This window comes from Synechococcus sp. R6-7 (assembly GCF_047461695.1).
Taxonomy (GTDB): Bacteria; Cyanobacteriota; Cyanobacteriia; order Thermostichales; family Thermostichaceae; genus Thermostichus.
Genome location: NZ_JANSHS010000214.1, coordinates 1 through 15,928, shown reverse-complemented (window position 1 = coordinate 15,928; position 15,928 = coordinate 1). Strand labels below are relative to the sequence as shown.

Below are 15,928 nucleotides of genomic sequence, written 5' to 3'. Positions count from 1 at the left end.
TCAGCAGTGTTCAGCGTAAATGTATCAGGGGATATGACGCTTTGCAAAGGGGATCAAACCCCGTACCATAGAGGAGCAGGTTTCTCCGTTTCTCTGTTTTCAATCCCCAGGACTCACCATGGTGCAGCCGTCAGCAACCTCTGGGCAGAAGCCGATTGTCATCGCCCCTTCAATTCTTTCGGCGGATTTCAGCCGCTTGGGAGAGGAAGTGCGGGCGGTGGATGAGGCGGGGGCCGACTGGATCCATGTGGATGTCATGGATGGCCGCTTTGTGCCCAACATCACCATCGGCCCGTTGGTGGTGGAAGCCCTGCGCCCGGTGACGGCCAAGCCCCTGGACGTCCACCTGATGATTGTAGAGCCGGAGAACTATGTGGCGGATTTTGCCAAGGCAGGGGCCGACATTATTTCCGTGCACGCAGAGTCCAGCTCCACCATTCACCTGCACCGCACCCTCAGCCAAATCAAGGATCTGGGCAAGCAAGCGGGCGTGGTGCTCAATCCGGCCAGCCCTTTGGAGCTGATCCAATACGTGCTGGAGCTGGTGGATCTGGTGCTGATCATGAGTGTCAACCCCGGATTTGGCGGCCAGAGCTTCATTCCAGCAGTGGTGCCCAAAATTCGCCAGTTACGGGCCATGTGTGATGAGCGCGGCCTGGATCCCTGGATCGAGGTGGATGGTGGCTTGAAGGGAAGCAACGCTTGGCAGGTGATCGAGGCAGGAGCCAATGCCATTGTGGCCGGTTCGGCAGTGTTCAAGGCCAAAGACTATGCAGAAGCCATTCGCAGCATTCGCAACAGCCGCCGTCCCGAGCTGGTGACAGTTTAAGGTGACAGTTCATTTTGAAGGAAACTGCTCCCTTACTGAAATCCGGCTTGACCCCAGCGCTGCGCTGAGCCAACTCCTCACGTGCCTTTAGCGCAAAGCAGCAGCCCCTTTCTGGGCAGCGTAAGGCCCCGTCCCGCTGTTGACGGCAGTTGTGCCCAGGCAATGGGGAGGCACATCGACGGAGGGGGGGATGATCGGCTGGGGCAAAGTGGGGCTGAAAAAAGTCTGACAAAAAGGCACGCGATTGCGCTGAATATCGGCAAGGTAGGGAGGAGGAATGGTGCCCAAATAGGCGCCCAGCACCTGCTGCTCGGGATCCTCTGGCAGTATTTGGTAATGCAACATCAGGCGATTATCGGGAAACCAGGCGCGGATAAGCCTTTGCAGGGCCTTCAAGTTGAAGCCCGGCTCTTCAGGGTTGCGAATCAGGTGCATTCCCGCCAGGCGCCCGCCGACAAAATAGGCTTGCACATAAAACCCACGGGCATAGATGGGGGGCTCCAAGGAGTTCTGAGATGAAGGGGAATCGGGCAGGTAAAGGGCTTCACCCCCAGGACGCAGTTGCCAGCGGCTCCAGCGGGGATCCTCCCGGTCGCTGGAAATGGTCTCCCAATTGTTGGCGCGGGCGTAGCTCAAGAAGCGCTCCTCGACCATGCCCAGATAGAGCATTTCCATTTGCAAGGGCAGCCGAGCCCGGGTTTGCAGCAGGGGCAGAGTGCGCACTTCTCCCTGCTTGAGCACCAAGGTCTCCCCCAGCGCCGGGCAAGGTTCCCACGCCAACAAAACTGTCAGGATCCCTGCCCCAACCGCCCGGCCAAGACAGCTAAGACCACGTCTTGCCGAAGCAAGCAGCAGAGGGGTGAGCATCTGTATCTGTAGAGGTAGCCTGAGCTGTGGGCAACTGCCGCCCAACCCAGTAGAAGCAGGGACGTAAGATGAGATCACCGAGAACCCCGAAAAGCCAGAAAAAAGGTGAAGCTAGAGTGCTCTGCACCGCTGACGCGATGGAAGCTCTATTGTAGCCAAAGAGCCAAAGCCTCTTGAAAATTTTAACCTGTTGCCTTGTGTGAATTTTCTTGCAGATCCTGAATGTCTCGAAACTAAGGTACTCCGCGCCGCTGACGCGAACGAAATGAGTGCAACTCTCGAGAACGGCATTCCCGCTGCAGCAGCTTCTGACCGGACAGAATGGCCGGGATTGATCGTCATTGCCGGCCCCACGGCCACCGGGAAATCTCGACAGGCGCTGCTTTTGGCCCAACGGCTGGGATCCCCGTTGTTGAATGCGGACTCTCGCCAGGTCTACCGCGAGTTCGACATCGGCACAGCCAAGCCTACCCCCGCCGAGCAGGCCCTTTGGCCCCACGAGCTGATTGACTTTGTGGATCCCCGCCACACCTACACGGTGGCCGAGTTTCAGCAGGCGGCCCAAGCCCGCATCGCCGAGGCCCATCGGCAGGGACAGACTCCCATCTTGGTGGGGGGCACCGGTCTCTACATCCAATCGGTGACTGCTGGCCTAGGGATCCCTGCTGTACCCCCGCAGCCCCAACTGAGAAGACAACTGGAAACTTGGCCCCCTGAGATCCGCTACGCCTGGCTGCAGCAGTTGGATCCCGTTGCCGCCCAGCACATTCATCCCCATGACGCAGTGCGCACGCTGCGTGCTTTGGAGATCGTTTACGCCACTGGGAAGCCGGCTTCCAGCCTACGGCGGGCTCATCCCCCCCATTACCCCATCTTGATCCTGGGGCTGCGCTGCCCAATGCCCCGTTTGGAACAACGCATTGCCCGGCGCACGGCGGAGATGATGGAGCGGGGGTGGATCGAGGAGGTGAAAACCCTGCGGGAGCGCTATGGGCCCCACCTGCCCCTTTTGAATACTTTGGGCTACGCGGAAATCGGCGCTTATCTGGAGGGGCGGATCCCGGAAGCCGAACTGCAGCCCCTGATTGTGAGGCGCACCCGCCAATTTGCCAAGCGGCAGATGACCTGGTTCCGGGCCCTGCCAGGGATCCAGTGGCTGGACTGCGAAGCTGAGGATTTGCCGGAGCAGATCTGGAAGCAGGTCAAGGCTTGGATGGCAGCTCCGACCACTGTTGAAACCAGTCCCGCCGCCGCTGAGCATCGGCCTTGCGATCCGTAAGGATCTCCAACACCCGCACCCCTTGGGCAGGCAAGGGATCCAAAGCTTGGGCCAGCTCCTGCCAGCTTTCTACCCGCCGGTGGGGAATGCCGTGGGCTTGGCAGAGGAGGGCAAGATCCACCGACTGGGGAGTAGCAAAGTAGGGCTCAAAGGGCGGATCTGGCCCTTGACGGCCCACTTCAGCAATGGGCAGCAGCTCGAAAATCCCACCCCCCTGGTTGTTGATGAGGAGAATGGTCAGGGATCCCTGCAGGTGAGGGCCAAGCCGCAGGCCGCCGCAGTCGTGCAAAAAGGCCAGATCCCCGGTTAGCAGCACCGTTGGGCGTTTGTGAGAGCCGTGGGCCACCCCAAGGGCGGTAGAGAGAATGCCATCGATGCCGTTGGTGCCGCGGTTGAAGTAGGGCCGGATGCGGCGGTCGTTGGGGGGCCAAAACCACTCCACATCCCGCACCGGCGTGCTGTTGGCAATAAACAGCGGAGTCTCTGGGGGCAAGTGGTGGGCCAGCCACCAGGCAACCTTGCCTTCAAACCACTCCGATAGGTCAGTCATGGCCTGGTCTAGGGCAGCACGGATTTGTGCTTCCGCTGTCAGCCAGCCCTGCAGAAAAGTTGTTTGCTTGGCCGGTGCTTCTGGGATCCCGGCGACCCACTCCTCTACGGCGAAAGGCAAGTGGGTGGTGGGGTTGTGCAGGGGATCCCCATTGTCGGGACGGGGATCCAACCGCCAAACGCGGGGAGCAACCTTGGCCAGGGTTTGCCGCAGCGCTTTGCTGGTGGGCAGGGATCCCAGTTGGATGACTTGCTGCGGCCAAAGCTGGGGATCATCCCGCTGCAGGATGAGGTCGTAGGTGGTGATGAGATAGGGGTTGAGGGAAGCGTAGTTGCGCAGGGGAGAGAGCCCCTCGGCCAGAACCGGCCAGCCCAAAGCCGTCGCCAAACGGGCCACTGCCTCCACATAGCGCTGGGGATCCAGCGGTTGAGCCGGCCCCGCCAAGATCACCCCCCGCTCACAGCCGCGCCACTCCTGCCAAAAAGAAGCTGTCTCCGTCTGCAGAGGGCTCCGCACCGCCTGGAAGGAAGAGCCGGTGCATGGCGGAACAACTCCACGAAAAAAGGTCTTCTCAAACTCCGGATCTTCCTGCAAATGAATCAAAGGCGCAGTGCTGCCGTCAGCAATGGGAGCCAAGGGATCCCGGAAAGGCACATTTAAATGCACCGGGCCGGGAAAAGGGTAAAGGGTGCGCTCCCAGGCGTGAACCAGGGTCTGGCGCAAGTAGGCCAGGGCTTCTGGAGCCGCGCTGGGCAGGGCCAACTCCGCCTGCCAGTTGGGGTAATGGCCGTAGAGCTTCACCTGGTCAATCGCTTGGCCGGCGCGGCAGTGGCGCAGCTCCGGGGGCCGATCCGCCGTCAAAACCAAAAGCGGCCAGCCACTTTCTGCCGCCTCGATGAGAGCTGGGAAAAAGTGAGCGCCAGCGCTGCCGGAAGTACACACCAGGGGAATGGGCCGCCGGGTTTGCTGGGCCAATCCCAGCGCAAAAAAGGCTGCCGACCGCTCATCCAGCACCGGGATCGCCTCGATGTCGGGGTGCTGGGCCAGGGCGTAGGTCAGGGGGGCTGAGCGGGATCCCGGACACACCACCGCCAAACGGCAACCCAGCCGACTCAAGGTTTCGGCCAATAGGGATCCCCAGAGGGTGTTGAGGTTGCGCCAGTCCAGCCGCCTTGGCAGGACAAAGTTTTCACCGGTCACAGCGGAGACAAGGTGTTGAGATCGAATCGGGATCCCGGCGGCAAAAAGTGAATGCGGGCATTGTGCAGCCGAAAATACTCATCCGCCGCCGCCTCCTGAACGGTCGAGTACAGTTGCGTCCCGTCCACAATCGTCACCGTCCCCAAGCCGATCACCTCCATCACATCGTCGGCCTGGATCACCACCGCCGTATTCTCATCAATGCCGATACCCAAACATTGGGGGTAGTGGGCCACCGCCGTGACCAGCCGCACCAGGCGATTGCGCTGATGGAAATGTTGATCGATGATGACGCGAGGCAAAAGGCCCAAGCCCGTCTTCACCGTTACAATTGCCGGCGTGGGCGGTTCCCCGCTGTAGCCGCGGGAGATCATCTGCTGCCCCAACGCAGAAGCTCCGGCGCTGGTTCCGGCAATTACCGTCTGCCCCCGCTGCCACTGCTGTCGAATGGCCTCCATCAGCTCGCTGTGGGCCAGCACCTCCGCCAGCCGCTCCTGATCCCCACCCGTAAAGTAGATGCCGGTGGAGAAGCGGATTTTCTCAACGTTATCGGGATCCCTCGCCTCCATCGGGCTGCGGATATCTAGAACTTGGAGGCTGGCCGCCCCCATCTGCTGAAAAATGTTGGCGTAGATCTCCCCCAGCACCGCCGGGATTCCAGAAGCCGCGGGCACGATGGTGATGTGGGCAGACTTTCCCCCCGCTCGGCGGAAGAACTCCCAAAGGATGTGGCGCTCATTTTCCTTATCCTCTGCTCCCCCGACGGCGATGATGTCGGAACGGGCGGTGATGGGATCCTTCACAGTAGGGCGGCTCAGGGGTTGGGCGTCGTTTGTCGGCGTGGAAGGAACTCCGTTCCACTCCAGCTCACGGTGGGCAGCAGAAACATCAGGCAAATGGGGCATGGAGCGCGAGGAAGATTAAAATGAGCACATTTCACTTTCACTATGCTACGGCTTGGGATTCGGTTTGGCGCAGCTCAATTCCAGATTTCACGGAAGAGTCAGGGGTTGGTTAGGGGTCTCAAAAGGGGGAATAATGTTCATAAGAACACCCCTCGTCTCGTCCTTCGGTTCACCCAGCAGGAGCATCCATGGCCAGAAAACCCGACGGATATCTTGTCCACATCATGCTGGAAGGTGGACAAACCATGCAGGTACGGGTCAAAGAAGCCAGAGAATACACCGAGCTGATCAACAACCTCATGGTGGGCGGCGAAGAGTTCATCACCTTGCCCAAGCAAATGGACAATGAGTACATGATCGTGCGTCCTCAACGGGTGTCCGGCGTGTCGGTGGAGGCGATCTACGCTTCCAGCGTTGGCATCGACCTATGAAATTGGGGATCCCTTGCCCAAAGAACGGAATAGCTGGGGATCCCAATACAAAACCCCCGCCACCAGAGCAGGGGCTGCCAGAGGGCTAGACCCTGAAGGGCCTAGAATCCATGGCGTTGGTAGGTCACCCTTGTGGAGGCAAGATCACCTTGTCGATCACGTGGATGACACCGTTGGAAGCTTCAATGTCGGCTGTTACCACATTGGCATCGTTGACCTTGACACCATCAGCCAAAGAGATTTCCACAGGGGATCCCTCGACCGTAACCACTTCCCCAGCTTCCAAAGAGGTGGAGAGAACTTTGCCGGGCACTGCATGGTAAGTGAGAAATCGAAAAAAGTCCCCGAAAAAGATGTTTCTACTGCCCCAAGATGCTTTCTTACAAAGGCTGCGGGGGTATCTTCCACTAAGGTTAGATTTGCAACAATCATCGCAGGGTGGTGGTGAGCAATCCAAAACAGGCTGAAAAAGGATCCCTTGAGGCTGAGGGATCAGTTACGTTTGTCTACATCTATAGTCATTCTGATTCAAACTAAAACGCTGCACCCACACCTGAAGCGTTGAATGCGCGGGGCTGGAAGACTTTTCTTGGTAGCTCAGGCGTCTCACTCTAACCTGAAACGACTGTACTGTTTTGTTTGCTCGAGCTGTCTATCCAGCGGCAGCACAAAAAATAACACCCTCACGGTGCCGAGCAAAGGGATAAATGAGTTAACGAGCTCGTAATAATCCTGGCAGTTGTGCTTACTCTTCTTCCGGCTCGAAGTCTTCGTCGTAGTCGTCCCCGATCAAATCGTCGATATCGTCGATGTCTTCTTCCAAAATCATCTCAGGGACCTCAATGGGCTGCTCGATCAACCGGCCCTCTTTGCGCAACCAGTCAAGAATGGAGAGGCTGCTAGGAGAGGGCACCACCGTTGGCGGCTGATCGCGGGGCTCTTCGCGCAGAGAGGGATTGTGGTAGTACATGCCGTACGGAAAAAGGGCAGTTATCGACGAGGAATGAACTCGGCTTGGATTGATCTCCTCTCAACCGAGGGACGCGGGCTTTCCATCGATATATCCCTCAGTTTAGCCTATGCCTGCCACTCCTGCAAAAAGCGGTGCAGCACCCGCTCCAGTTCAACAGCCCGCGCTGCCTTGAACAGCAGCCGATCCCCGGCTTGCACGTGATGGAGCAAGATTTCCAGCAGTTCGGATACCTCCTCGCAGCGTTCTGTCTGGGCTGCTGGTTTTTGGTCGAGCAGCGGTTGCATTTCTCCTTCGGGATCCAAGAGCAAGATCCGATCCAGCCCCAGAGGGGCAGCCGCCCGACCCACCTCTGCATAGAGCTGAGGCGCATGCTCTCCCAACTCCCGCATCGGGCCGAGAATGGCCCAGCGCCGTTTTCCCGGGGTTTGGGCCAGCAGGTGTAGAGCCGCGATCATCGCTTCCGGCGAGGCGTTGTAGGTTTCGTCCCAGATTTCCACATCTCCTGCCAGCTTGAGATGGCGGTTGCGCCCCTCCAGAGGGGTAGGCAAAGCAATGGGTTCTCGGAGCCGCTCCCAATCCAGCCCCAAGCTGCACAGAGCAGCCAGCACTCCCATCCAGTTGAGGGCATGGTGTCTTCCCGGCAAGGGCACCGGCAGCGTTAGGCCCTCCACAGTTACCGTTTGGGCTTGGGGATCCCATTCTCCCCGTAAGTCCCCCCGATCCAGACCATAGGTAAGGGTTTGTCCCGACCACAGGCTGGCGGCGGTAGACAACAGCAAGGGATCTTCTCCATTCAGCAGAGCCACCCCCTGCCCTAGCTCCTGCAGCAGCTCGCACTTGGCAGCAGCAATGGCCGCGCGGGATCCCAGTCTGCCGATGTGGGCGGTGCCAATATGGGTGATCAAGGCGTGGGTGGGCTGAGCCATCTGAGCCAGGCGGCGAATTTCTCCGGGGCCTCGCATGGCCATTTCCAGAACCACAAACTGATGCTCCGGTCGCATCTGGAGCAGGGTTTGAGCAACCCCGATGTCGTTGTTGTGGTTGGCTTCAGTTTTGAGAACTGTGCCGTAGCGGGATAGGGCAGCCGCCAGCATTTCCTTGGTGGTGGTTTTGCCTGCTGAGCCCGTGATGGCTACTACGGAGGGGGGAAACTGCTCCCGCCAGCCTCTGGCAATGCGCTGGTAGGCAGCTAGGGTATCTGAGACTTGAAAATGGGGCCCAGCCACCGGACGCTGGCTGATGACGGCAACGGCCCCCCTTGCCAAAGCTTGTGGAATAAAGTTGTGTCCATCAAACCGTTCCCCCCGCAGCGCCACAAAGACTGACCCCGGCTGCAATTGGCGGCTGTCGGTGCAAATGGCTTGGACGGGAAGACCCAACAAATGGGGATCCCCCTGCAGGGGAGTTTGCAGCAGGTCAGCCACAGTTCGTAAGGTCAGCATCGGGCAGAAACTCCAATTCGCCTACAGCCTCTTCGTCTATGGTCATTTCAGACCCGATTGAGACATTTCCCAAGCGCTCCCCCTCACCCCCAGCCCCTCTCCCAGGGGGAGAGGGGAGTTGGGGATAGCTGTACAGCTTTTTTCAGCGTTGTTTACCACAGCCAGTGTCAATCAATCTCTTGCGTGGGAAGGCTCCCGCTTGGCTACGGAACTCCCATGAAGTCGGAAAAAGCTGTAAACCCAGTTCCTGGGCAACGCCAATACACGACTGGGTATAGGAAGTTGTCAGCTGGGTTGCAGCGTTTCGATCCCAGTCGGGAGGGCGATGATTGCCTCTTTGGCCATGCCGATGAACAGGCCATGTTCCACAACCCCCACCGTCCCCTTGAGTTGATCGGCGATCTTGGCAGGATCCGCCATGGGGCCGAATTGGCAGTCGAGGATGTAGTGCTGCTCGTCCGTCAAGTAGGGATCCCCGTTGGCATTCCGCCGTAAGGTGGCTGTGCACCCCAGAGCCTCTACCCGCGCCAAGGTGGTTTTCCAGCCAAAGCGCACCACCTCTACCGGCACCGGGAAGCGAATGCCCAACTGCGGGACTTTTTTAGAGGCATCGGCGATGATGATCAGCTCGGCAGCGCTGGCCTCCACCAATTTTTCCCGCAACAGGGCCCCTCCTGCCCCTTTGATCAGGTTCAGGGATCCCACTTCAATCTCGTCGGCCCCATCGATGGCCAGATCCAGGCGCGGCTGCTCTTCTAGGGTAGCCAGCGGGATCCCCAGGGAGCGGGCCTGTTCAGCCGTGCGCTCGGAGGTGGGCACACCGAGGATCTGCAGACCCTCGCTTTGCATCCGCTCTGCTAGGGCGCTGACAGCAAAGGCGGCTGTGGATCCCGTGCCCAGCCCCACCACCATTCCCGACTGCACCTTTTGAACTGCAGCCCGGGCTGCCGCCTGTTTCAGCTCATCTAAAGACTCGGTCCCGCTGCCGCCAAGGGTAGTCATTCCCAGCTCCTCTCCCGTGGATGAAGATCCTACCAAAGTGCTTTGCACCGCTACCGCCCGCTCCAGCTAAAACCCTCCGGCGCTGCCACCACTCGACCGAAGAGATCATAGGGCTCGGCGTGGGTGATCTGCACCGGCACCAGGGATCCCAGAGAGCCCTCCCCACGCACGTACACCACCCCGTCCACTTCGGGGGCAAAGCGAGGGGAGCGGCCAATCCACTCGCCGGTTCTGGGGTTTTCCTGCTCCAAAAGTACAGGTACCACTCGGCCCACCTGCTCGCGGTTGCGGCGGAAGGCAATGCCTTGCTGCAGTTGCATTAGACGGGCGCGGCGCTCTTGTTTGACAGCCTCTGGAACCTGATGGGGGAGGTGGTAGGCAGGGGTGCCCTCTTCGGGAGAAAAGGTAAACACCCCCACATGGTCAAACTGATGGCGCTGGACAAAGTCTAGTAGATGCTGGAAGTGCTCCTCCGTCTCCCCAGGAAAGCCGACGATAAAGCTGGTGCGCAGCACGGCATTGGGCAACGCCTGGCGCAGCCGCTCGATCACCCGGTCGTTGACCTGCCCTTGCCAGGGGCGATTCATGGCCTTGAGGATCTCAGGATGGCTGTGCTGTAAAGGCAGATCCAGGTAAGGCAGGAAATTGGCGGTCTCTTGAATGGCCTCCACCACGGCGGGGGTAATGCCCGTGGGGTAGGCGTAGAGCATGCGGATCCAGGGAATGGGGATCTGGCCCAGGGCGCGGATAAGCTCAGCCAAGCGCGGCTCCCCGTAGAGATCGATCCCGTAGTGGGTGGTGATCTGGGAAATTAAAATCAGCTCCTGCACCCCCTCTTCGGCCAGTTGTTCTGCTTCCCGTAGGATCGACTCGATGGAGCGGGAGCGTTGGTTGCCCCGCAAGTGGGGAATGATGCAGAAGGAGCAGCGGTAATCACAGCCCTCGGCTACCCGTAGGTAGGCCACAGGCGCATGGGTGGTGCGATAGCGAGGTACGGTCTCGTCGGCAATGTAATCCAAGCTGGAAGTAACGGCATTGACCCGCTCTCCCCGCTCCGCCCGCTCGATCACCTGGACGATCTGGTGGTAGTCGCCGGTACCTACCAAGGCCACGGCCTCTGGGATCTCCTGCAGCAGCTCCTCCTGGAAGTGCTGCGCCAGGCAGCCGGCAATGATGATCTTTTTGCCTTGTACCGCCAGCTCCATCAGGGTACTGACCGACTCCCGTCGCGCTGCCTCGATGAAGCTACAGGTGTTGACAATCACATAGTTAGCGCTCTCTTCGTCCCCATCCACCCGGTAGCCCGCTTGGGCCAGCAGGCCCAGCATGTGCTCGGTGTCCACCCGGTTTTTCTCGCAGCCCAGGTGTAAAACGGCAACCGACGCCTTTGTACGCTGCACCGCTGTTCGCGTAAGCGGGACGGAGTCCTTAACGGATGGGAAACTGGAGACGGTCGCTTCTAACCCATTCATGGACTGAGCATCAAAAAGGGGGCGGCTTGCCAGAGGCTTATCTATTCTAGTTGAGGGCCGCATCAGCGTTGCGGAGCAATAGAGCCGTAGCCACGGCCAACGCGGTGGCCGCCCAACTGTAGGGCTCCCCGCCAGCCGCCGTCGAAAACAGAGGTGCCCGTCCGTAGCCCCGCAGTCGCAGCGCCTGATAGGTGCGCTCGGAGCGCTCGTAGCTGCGCACCAACAGGGTGCCCACCGAAGCAGCCAGGAAGGGTAGGTCTTGCCTCAAAGCCGGCCCAGGACGCCACAGGGATCCCCGCGGTCGCCAACCCCTCAGCCGGGCTGCCCGTTGCATCTGCTGCCACTGAGCGGCCACCTCCTGCAAATAGCGCTGGGTGAGCCAGGCCAGTTCCAGCAGGAGGTCTGGGATCCCCAGGGCCCGCAACGCTGCCAACAGTTCCGATGTGGGGGTGGTCTCCAGCAGCAGCATCGTGAGGGCAAATAGGGCCAGCCCTCTCCCCCCAATGCGAAGCGCCATCTGCAGCCCCTCCCAACGCAGAGCCAGGGATCCCCAGCGCCACAGGATGGTTTCCCCCGCCCAGAAGGGTAGGATCCCCATCAACCCTGCCACCAACAGCCCTGGGGCTGCCAGCCGCCTCAGCCCGAGGCTCCAAGGCAATCCCGACAGGCTCCACAGTCCAGCCACCAGCGCCCAGATGAGCGGCAAGAGGGCCAGGCACCTCACCGAGGCGAAAGCCGCCATCAGCGCCATCAGGCCCAGCACCTTGGGCAGAGGTTGCCACCGGTGCAGCCAGGAAAGGGGTTTGGAGGGGTGAGGATGGGATTGTTGACCGCGCCAGCAGCAAGGGATCCCTGAGCCGGCTTCATCTCTTGCCATACTCTCCCAGCAGCGCCGGTTGTACCCGCTGCAAAAACAGCACCACCCAACTGGCGAACAACCCCTCCACCACCATCAGGGGGATGTGGGCCACCACCAAGCTCCCAAGAGCCAGACGACCGGCTTCTGTGGAGAGGATCCCGCTGCCAGCGTCAACCACAGCAGCCATGACCACCCCGTAAAACAACAGCACTGCTAGACCCACCCCAACCGCTCCCGCCAAGAAGGCAGACACTCCGGCCCCCATCACCCGACGGCCTGCCCGAAAAATCCCACCGGCCAGGAGCGCCGGGATCCCCATAATGGCGGCGTTGATGCCCAATGTGGTCAGGCCCCCATGGCCAAAGGCCACCGCCTGAAAAAACAAGCCCACCACAATGGCCGGATAGGCCAAAGCCCCCAACATCAGACCCATCAACCCATTCAGCACCAGATGCAGGCTGGCCGGGGGAAAGGGCAGGTGAATGGAAGAGGCCACAAAAAAGACAGCCGTGAGCAAAGCCGCTTTGGGCAACTGATGGCGGGGATCCCGTTCCCACCAAGGACATTGCTCCGCAACGCTGGCGCGACGGAGAAGCCGCAAGCTGTAGCTGGTGATCAGGGCGGTGATGCCATAACCCCCTAGCCAAAGCGGTGCTGGCAAAATGCCATCGCTGATGTGCATGGCCAGTCCTACTCCAGAGCAGAGGAGCCAGCCTGGGAGCCTGAGATTCCTGACCCTGGAGATCCCGAAACCGGTGGGCTCTCCACCGCTGCGTAACCAGATTGACGGGGCCTGGAGAAGAACAGAGCTGTGCCCAGACAGCCCCAAATGACACAGGCGGCCATAACCCCCCGCTGCAAAGGCCCAAAGGGTGGGGAAGCGCTGGGGATCCCTTCTGTCTGAGGGAACTCCTCGCCCACCGGCACGTTGACCAACACCCCATGCCCCGCCTGGCGAATCCGCACCTGCCAGAGGCCCGTCAGGTTGGGATCCGGCTGCAGCAGAAATCGTCCCCGCGCATCCGTCTGTCCCTCCTGCCAAGGGGTAGTGGGATCCGTTGGCGCAAATACCGTCACCCGGGCGGATCCCATCGGTTCCCCAGAATCGTAGCGGGCCTCGATCTCAAAAGCGGGAACAGCCCGAAGAGAGGCTTCCACCCCATGGGCCCAAGCCGGAGCAGGCTCAAGCAAGCCAAGAAGCAGTAGCAAGCAAGAACGAGAAAGGATCCAGGGTCTTGGTCTGTCCATGGGCGGCGAAGATGGGGTCAGCAACTGCTTGATCTCCAGGAGATCAGAGGCAAGAACTCTGCCCTCCTAGCACTGAAAGCAGATCCCCCGACGCACTTCACCATTGCTCCGCACTGCCAGCACAGTCGCGTAAACAAGCTGCAGCCCCAGCATAGCTTGGCATCGGTACTGTTCTACCGAAACACAGCCTTCCCGGTCGTCACAATCCCCCACCGGGGCATCTGTATGGCTACTCCTGCGCTAAATTCCCCGCCCGCACCCAACCTTCCTGCCCATTCTGACGGCGAATGCGCTGCCAACGGCCATCTTCGCTGAGGCCCAGCACCGTCACCACCTCGTTCATGGGCACACCACCAATGTAGGTTCCCTCCCGCTCTGGAGTGGCCCGCAGCGCCAGGCCAATGGGCTCGATCACCCGTCCCCGCTCACCTGGGGAAACCACTGCTGCCGTGGGGGGTCGAGTCGGCAAAGGAGTTAATTCAGGGTTGGGTTCAACTGTGGGAGCTGGAGAAGTTGAGGCTGAAACACCATCCACAGGGCCCAAATTGCCGGCGCGCACCCAGCCCTCTTGTCCGTTCAACTCCCGCCGCACCCGTTGCCAACGACCATCGGCGCTGTACTCCAACACCGTCACCGTTTCCCCCACCACAATTCCCCCTTGGTAGGCTCCATCGGCAGAGGGTTGGCTGCGGATGGCCAGGCCAATGGGCTCGATCACCCGCCCACGGCTGCCGGGGGGAAATCCCTCAGGGTCAACAGTGCCTGCAGCAGGGCCAGAGGGGGGAGAGGGAAAACTGGCTGGGCGGGGCAAGGGATCCAAGCGCACCGCCTGCGGAAATTGAGGCGGGGCAGGGGGGGCCAACATGGGGGCGACGAGCTGCCACAACTGCCAAGCCAAGGCGGCCAGAGCCCCAACCGAGACACTCACCACCACCAAGGTGCCCAAGGGAAAACCGCCAGAAGCAGGAGAAGAACGGCCTCGCATCGGGTAGTTAGCCATCCGAAATACCTTCCCGCAATGCTGCAGGCAAGAATCCGCAGAGAAGATGGGATCCCCGTCAAAACCGGGGATTTACGAAAGCCAGAGCACGACTGCTGCGCAACGCTGACGTGATTGCATCCCAATGTATCGTGTTCCGCAGCGCTCTTGCTAGGCCTGTGCAGAGGAATCGCAACGCTGACGGGGCGACGCGACCCCAGAGGGCAAGGGCGTCGGAGATTAGCTTCTACTTATTGGTGTTGGTGAACTTATTCTGCCAGTCGGTCGTCAAAATCTCTCGGCCAAATACCCATCCTGCCAGAAGGAGGGGCAATGCCAAGCCCAGAAAGCCAAAAAGACTGACCACCTGAGCCACTTGCCGCTGGGCTTGTTTTCTCCTGGGATCCGGGATGTTGTTGGCAGCCAGCACCACTTTAGAACAAAAAGCCACCACCACCGCCCCCACCGGCCCCAAAACCAAAGAGGGCCACAGCCAAGCCGCCACTTGCGAGAATGCGTAGGCTCCGGTGAATGGGATAATCACGAAACAAGCCAGCTCCAGGATCCCCCACGTGAAGAGGGCCAACCAGACATCTTTGCGGAAGACTTCATCGGGATTGGTGTACATAAGCCTCCGGGATAAACTGCCACCTGCCACACTAAAGCGAGACTTTGAGACAGGAACAGCAGCGTCACAGCTTCCAGATTAACTCCAGGTGCTAAGGATCTTGCTTGACGGATCCTCCTTACGCTACTTTTCCCCTTGGGCAATTCAGTTAAGATAATGCCCAAGATTCTTGGATAAGCCTCCGTTAATTTGGAGAGAAGGGCAGCCTTGACAAGGATGAACTCCCCCTGTGACCCCATACGTAAAGACTTGAAATAAGATTTAAGTGTTCAATCACTCATGAATTGCCTGCGCCTGTGGCCCTTTCCAGCCGAGGTTGGGGTCAAGCTTGCCCTGTTGAGAGGGCTCTTTATTCACCCGCGAGCCGAGGGCCCATCGCCTCTGCACGATTGTTGCCCATGAGCTGCCGAAGGGATCCCCACACCCCAACGCCCTGCAACCTTATCTCCTGCTGACTTCGAGAGTGCCAAGCTGCCATGTCACGCATCCTCATCATCGATGATGATCCCAGCATTTGTGCTCTACTGCAGCGGTACTTGCAGCGGCAGGGGTATTCGGTTGAGGTGGCGATGACGGGGGCCGAGGGCTTACAGCAGTTGCGCGCTTTTCAGCCGGCCTTGGTAATTTTGGATCTGAACTTGCCGGATGTGAGCGGCTACGATCTCTGCCAGCAAATGCAAAAAGAGACCGGCGTGTACGTGTTGATGTTGACCAGCCGCGTCAGCCCTGCTGATAAGTTGCACGGATTCCAGTTGGGGGCAGATGACTACCTGACCAAGCCCTTCAGCCTGCCGGAGTTACAGGCGCGAGTGCAAGCCATTCTGCGGCGGCAACGTATGAAGACCGAAATGGCCAGCGCGCCGGTCTTGACCTTTGCCTCTTTGGTAATCGACCCGGAAACCCGAGCAGTCATCCGCGAGCAGCGCCTGATCAACTTAACAGCACTGGAGTTCGATTTGCTCTATGCTATGGCTCGACATCCGGGGCGGGTTTGGCGACGGGCTGAGCTGATTCAAGAGGTGTGGGATTTTAACCACGAGGGAGATGAACGGGTGGTCGATGTCCACATCGGCCAAATTCGCAAGAAACTAGAGACTGATACCAGCCAACCGGAGTTGATCCGCACCGTGCGTGGAGTTGGCTACAAGTTTGAGCCCCCCGCTCCGAAGGAGGGATGGGGAGAGGAAAAACCTTAACCCCCAAATAACTCTGATACATTTACGCTGAACACTGTTGAACATCACTGTTCAACTATGCAGCGATA

General features: G+C 59.7%; 17 protein-coding genes. 4 read left to right on the top strand and 13 right to left on the bottom strand.

Annotation, left to right across the window (positions count from 1 at the left end):
- Positions 1–118 precede the first annotated feature (118 nt).
- On the top strand, positions 119–829 hold the full coding sequence (rpe, locus tag NW815_RS07165; protein WP_414331302.1) for a ribulose-phosphate 3-epimerase: 711 nt from the start codon (positions 119–121) through the stop codon (positions 827–829).
- An 87-nt stretch (positions 830–916) separates the two neighbouring features.
- On the opposite strand, the gene NW815_RS07160 is transcribed toward rpe, so the two are convergent.
- Positions 917–1,696 (bottom strand): hypothetical protein, encoded by a 780-nt coding sequence (locus tag NW815_RS07160; RefSeq protein WP_414415847.1) that lies wholly within the window; start codon positions 1,694–1,696, stop codon positions 917–919.
- A gap of 265 nt (positions 1,697–1,961) precedes the next feature.
- Between NW815_RS07160 and miaA the strand changes: the two genes are divergently transcribed.
- Positions 1,962–2,975 carry a tRNA (adenosine(37)-N6)-dimethylallyltransferase MiaA gene (gene miaA / locus NW815_RS07155; RefSeq protein WP_414387849.1) on the top strand — a complete coding sequence of 338 codons (1,014 nt, stop codon included), beginning with the start codon at positions 1,962–1,964 and terminating at the stop codon, positions 2,973–2,975.
- On the opposite strand, the gene menD is transcribed toward miaA, so the two are convergent.
- Both menD and NW815_RS07145 read right to left on the bottom strand, forming a co-directional pair.
- Positions 2,899–4,725: a 2-succinyl-5-enolpyruvyl-6-hydroxy-3-cyclohexene-1-carboxylic-acid synthase gene (gene menD / locus NW815_RS07150; RefSeq protein WP_414387848.1), complete on the bottom strand. Its 1,827-nt coding sequence runs from the start codon at positions 4,723–4,725 to the stop codon at positions 2,899–2,901. The two genes, miaA and menD, sit on opposite strands and share 77 nt — an antisense overlap.
- Positions 4,722–5,630, bottom strand: coding sequence for a cyanophycinase (locus NW815_RS07145; protein WP_414342426.1), 909 nt, complete (start codon positions 5,628–5,630; stop codon positions 4,722–4,724). The genes menD and NW815_RS07145 overlap by 4 nt, the downstream gene beginning before the upstream one ends.
- 188 nt (positions 5,631–5,818) lie before the next feature.
- Between NW815_RS07145 and NW815_RS07140 the strand changes: the two genes are divergently transcribed.
- Complete coding sequence (locus tag NW815_RS07140; RefSeq protein ID WP_011433628.1) at positions 5,819–6,061, top strand: hypothetical protein; 243 nt, start codon at positions 5,819–5,821, stop codon at positions 6,059–6,061.
- Between the two features lie 124 nt (positions 6,062–6,185).
- Here the strand turns inward: NW815_RS07140 and NW815_RS07135 are convergent, their stop codons facing one another.
- From NW815_RS07135 to NW815_RS07090, 10 genes are all read right to left on the bottom strand, one after another.
- Positions 6,186–6,518 carry a fasciclin domain-containing protein gene (locus NW815_RS07135; RefSeq protein WP_414387847.1) on the bottom strand — a complete coding sequence of 111 codons (333 nt, stop codon included), beginning with the start codon at positions 6,516–6,518 and terminating at the stop codon, positions 6,186–6,188.
- Between the two features lie 288 nt (positions 6,519–6,806).
- A complete protein-coding gene (locus NW815_RS07130) occupies positions 6,807–7,031 on the bottom strand; it encodes a DUF3134 family protein (protein ID WP_011433626.1) in 225 nt (74 codons plus the stop codon).
- Between the two features lie 107 nt (positions 7,032–7,138).
- Positions 7,139–8,476 (bottom strand): UDP-N-acetylmuramoyl-tripeptide--D-alanyl-D-alanine ligase, encoded by a 1,338-nt coding sequence (locus tag NW815_RS07125; protein WP_414415846.1) that lies wholly within the window; start codon positions 8,474–8,476, stop codon positions 7,139–7,141.
- A 285-nt stretch (positions 8,477–8,761) separates the two neighbouring features.
- Positions 8,762–9,478: a ribose 5-phosphate isomerase A gene (gene rpiA, locus NW815_RS07120; protein WP_414342421.1), complete on the bottom strand. Its 717-nt coding sequence runs from the start codon at positions 9,476–9,478 to the stop codon at positions 8,762–8,764.
- Between the two features lie 50 nt (positions 9,479–9,528).
- Entirely contained in the window at positions 9,529–10,950 is a 1,422-nt protein-coding gene (gene rimO / locus NW815_RS07115; RefSeq protein WP_414388349.1) for a 30S ribosomal protein S12 methylthiotransferase RimO, read from the bottom strand.
- Positions 10,951–10,996: 46 nt separating this feature from the next.
- Entirely contained in the window at positions 10,997–11,827 is an 831-nt protein-coding gene (gene cbiQ / locus NW815_RS07110; RefSeq protein ID WP_414388351.1) for a cobalt ECF transporter T component CbiQ, read from the bottom strand.
- Complete coding sequence (gene cbiM, locus NW815_RS07105; RefSeq protein ID WP_414388354.1) at positions 11,814–12,491, bottom strand: cobalt transporter CbiM; 678 nt, start codon at positions 12,489–12,491, stop codon at positions 11,814–11,816. Before cbiM ends, cbiQ begins: the two co-directional genes overlap by 14 nt.
- 8 nt (positions 12,492–12,499) lie before the next feature.
- Positions 12,500–12,967 carry a hypothetical protein gene (locus tag NW815_RS07100; RefSeq protein WP_414388357.1) on the bottom strand — a complete coding sequence of 156 codons (468 nt, stop codon included), beginning with the start codon at positions 12,965–12,967 and terminating at the stop codon, positions 12,500–12,502.
- Between the two features lie 319 nt (positions 12,968–13,286).
- The gene (locus NW815_RS07095; protein WP_414415845.1) at positions 13,287–14,057 is read right to left on the bottom strand and encodes an SH3 domain-containing protein; all 771 of its coding nucleotides are present in this window, start codon (positions 14,055–14,057) and stop codon (positions 13,287–13,289) included.
- A 226-nt stretch (positions 14,058–14,283) separates the two neighbouring features.
- Entirely contained in the window at positions 14,284–14,664 is a 381-nt protein-coding gene (locus tag NW815_RS07090; protein ID WP_011433618.1) for a hypothetical protein, read from the bottom strand.
- 476 nt (positions 14,665–15,140) lie between these two features.
- Here NW815_RS07090 and NW815_RS07085 point away from each other — a divergent pair, with 476 nt between their 5' ends.
- Positions 15,141–15,860: a response regulator transcription factor gene (locus NW815_RS07085; RefSeq protein ID WP_414330288.1), complete on the top strand. Its 720-nt coding sequence runs from the start codon at positions 15,141–15,143 to the stop codon at positions 15,858–15,860.
- Positions 15,861–15,928 lie beyond the last annotated feature (68 nt).

Bases quoted from the DNA above. Each gene is read 5' to 3' on its own strand.
- rpe (WP_414331302.1), top strand. From the start codon at position 119: ATGGTGCAGCCGTCAGCAACCTCTGGGCAGAAGCCGATTGTCATCGCC.
- NW815_RS07160 (WP_414415847.1), bottom strand. From the start codon at position 1,696: ATGCTCACCCCTCTGCTGCTTGCTTCGGCAAGACGTGGTCTTAGCTGT.
- miaA (WP_414387849.1), top strand. From the start codon at position 1,962: ATGAGTGCAACTCTCGAGAACGGCATTCCCGCTGCAGCAGCTTCTGAC.
- NW815_RS07145 (WP_414342426.1), bottom strand. From the start codon at position 5,630: ATGCCCCATTTGCCTGATGTTTCTGCTGCCCACCGTGAGCTGGAGTGG.
- NW815_RS07140 (WP_011433628.1), top strand. From the start codon at position 5,819: ATGGCCAGAAAACCCGACGGATATCTTGTCCACATCATGCTGGAAGGT.
- NW815_RS07130 (WP_011433626.1), bottom strand. From the start codon at position 7,031: ATGTACTACCACAATCCCTCTCTGCGCGAAGAGCCCCGCGATCAGCCG.
- NW815_RS07125 (WP_414415846.1), bottom strand. From the start codon at position 8,476: ATGCTGACCTTACGAACTGTGGCTGACCTGCTGCAAACTCCCCTGCAG.
- rpiA (WP_414342421.1), bottom strand. From the start codon at position 9,478: ATGACTACCCTTGGCGGCAGCGGGACCGAGTCTTTAGATGAGCTGAAA.
- rimO (WP_414388349.1), bottom strand. From the start codon at position 10,950: ATGAATGGGTTAGAAGCGACCGTCTCCAGTTTCCCATCCGTTAAGGAC.
- cbiQ (WP_414388351.1), bottom strand. From the start codon at position 11,827: ATGGCAAGAGATGAAGCCGGCTCAGGGATCCCTTGCTGCTGGCGCGGT.
- cbiM (WP_414388354.1), bottom strand. From the start codon at position 12,491: ATGCACATCAGCGATGGCATTTTGCCAGCACCGCTTTGGCTAGGGGGT.
- NW815_RS07095 (WP_414415845.1), bottom strand. From the start codon at position 14,057: ATGGCTAACTACCCGATGCGAGGCCGTTCTTCTCCTGCTTCTGGCGGT.
- NW815_RS07090 (WP_011433618.1), bottom strand. From the start codon at position 14,664: ATGTACACCAATCCCGATGAAGTCTTCCGCAAAGATGTCTGGTTGGCC.
- NW815_RS07085 (WP_414330288.1), top strand. From the start codon at position 15,141: ATGTCACGCATCCTCATCATCGATGATGATCCCAGCATTTGTGCTCTA.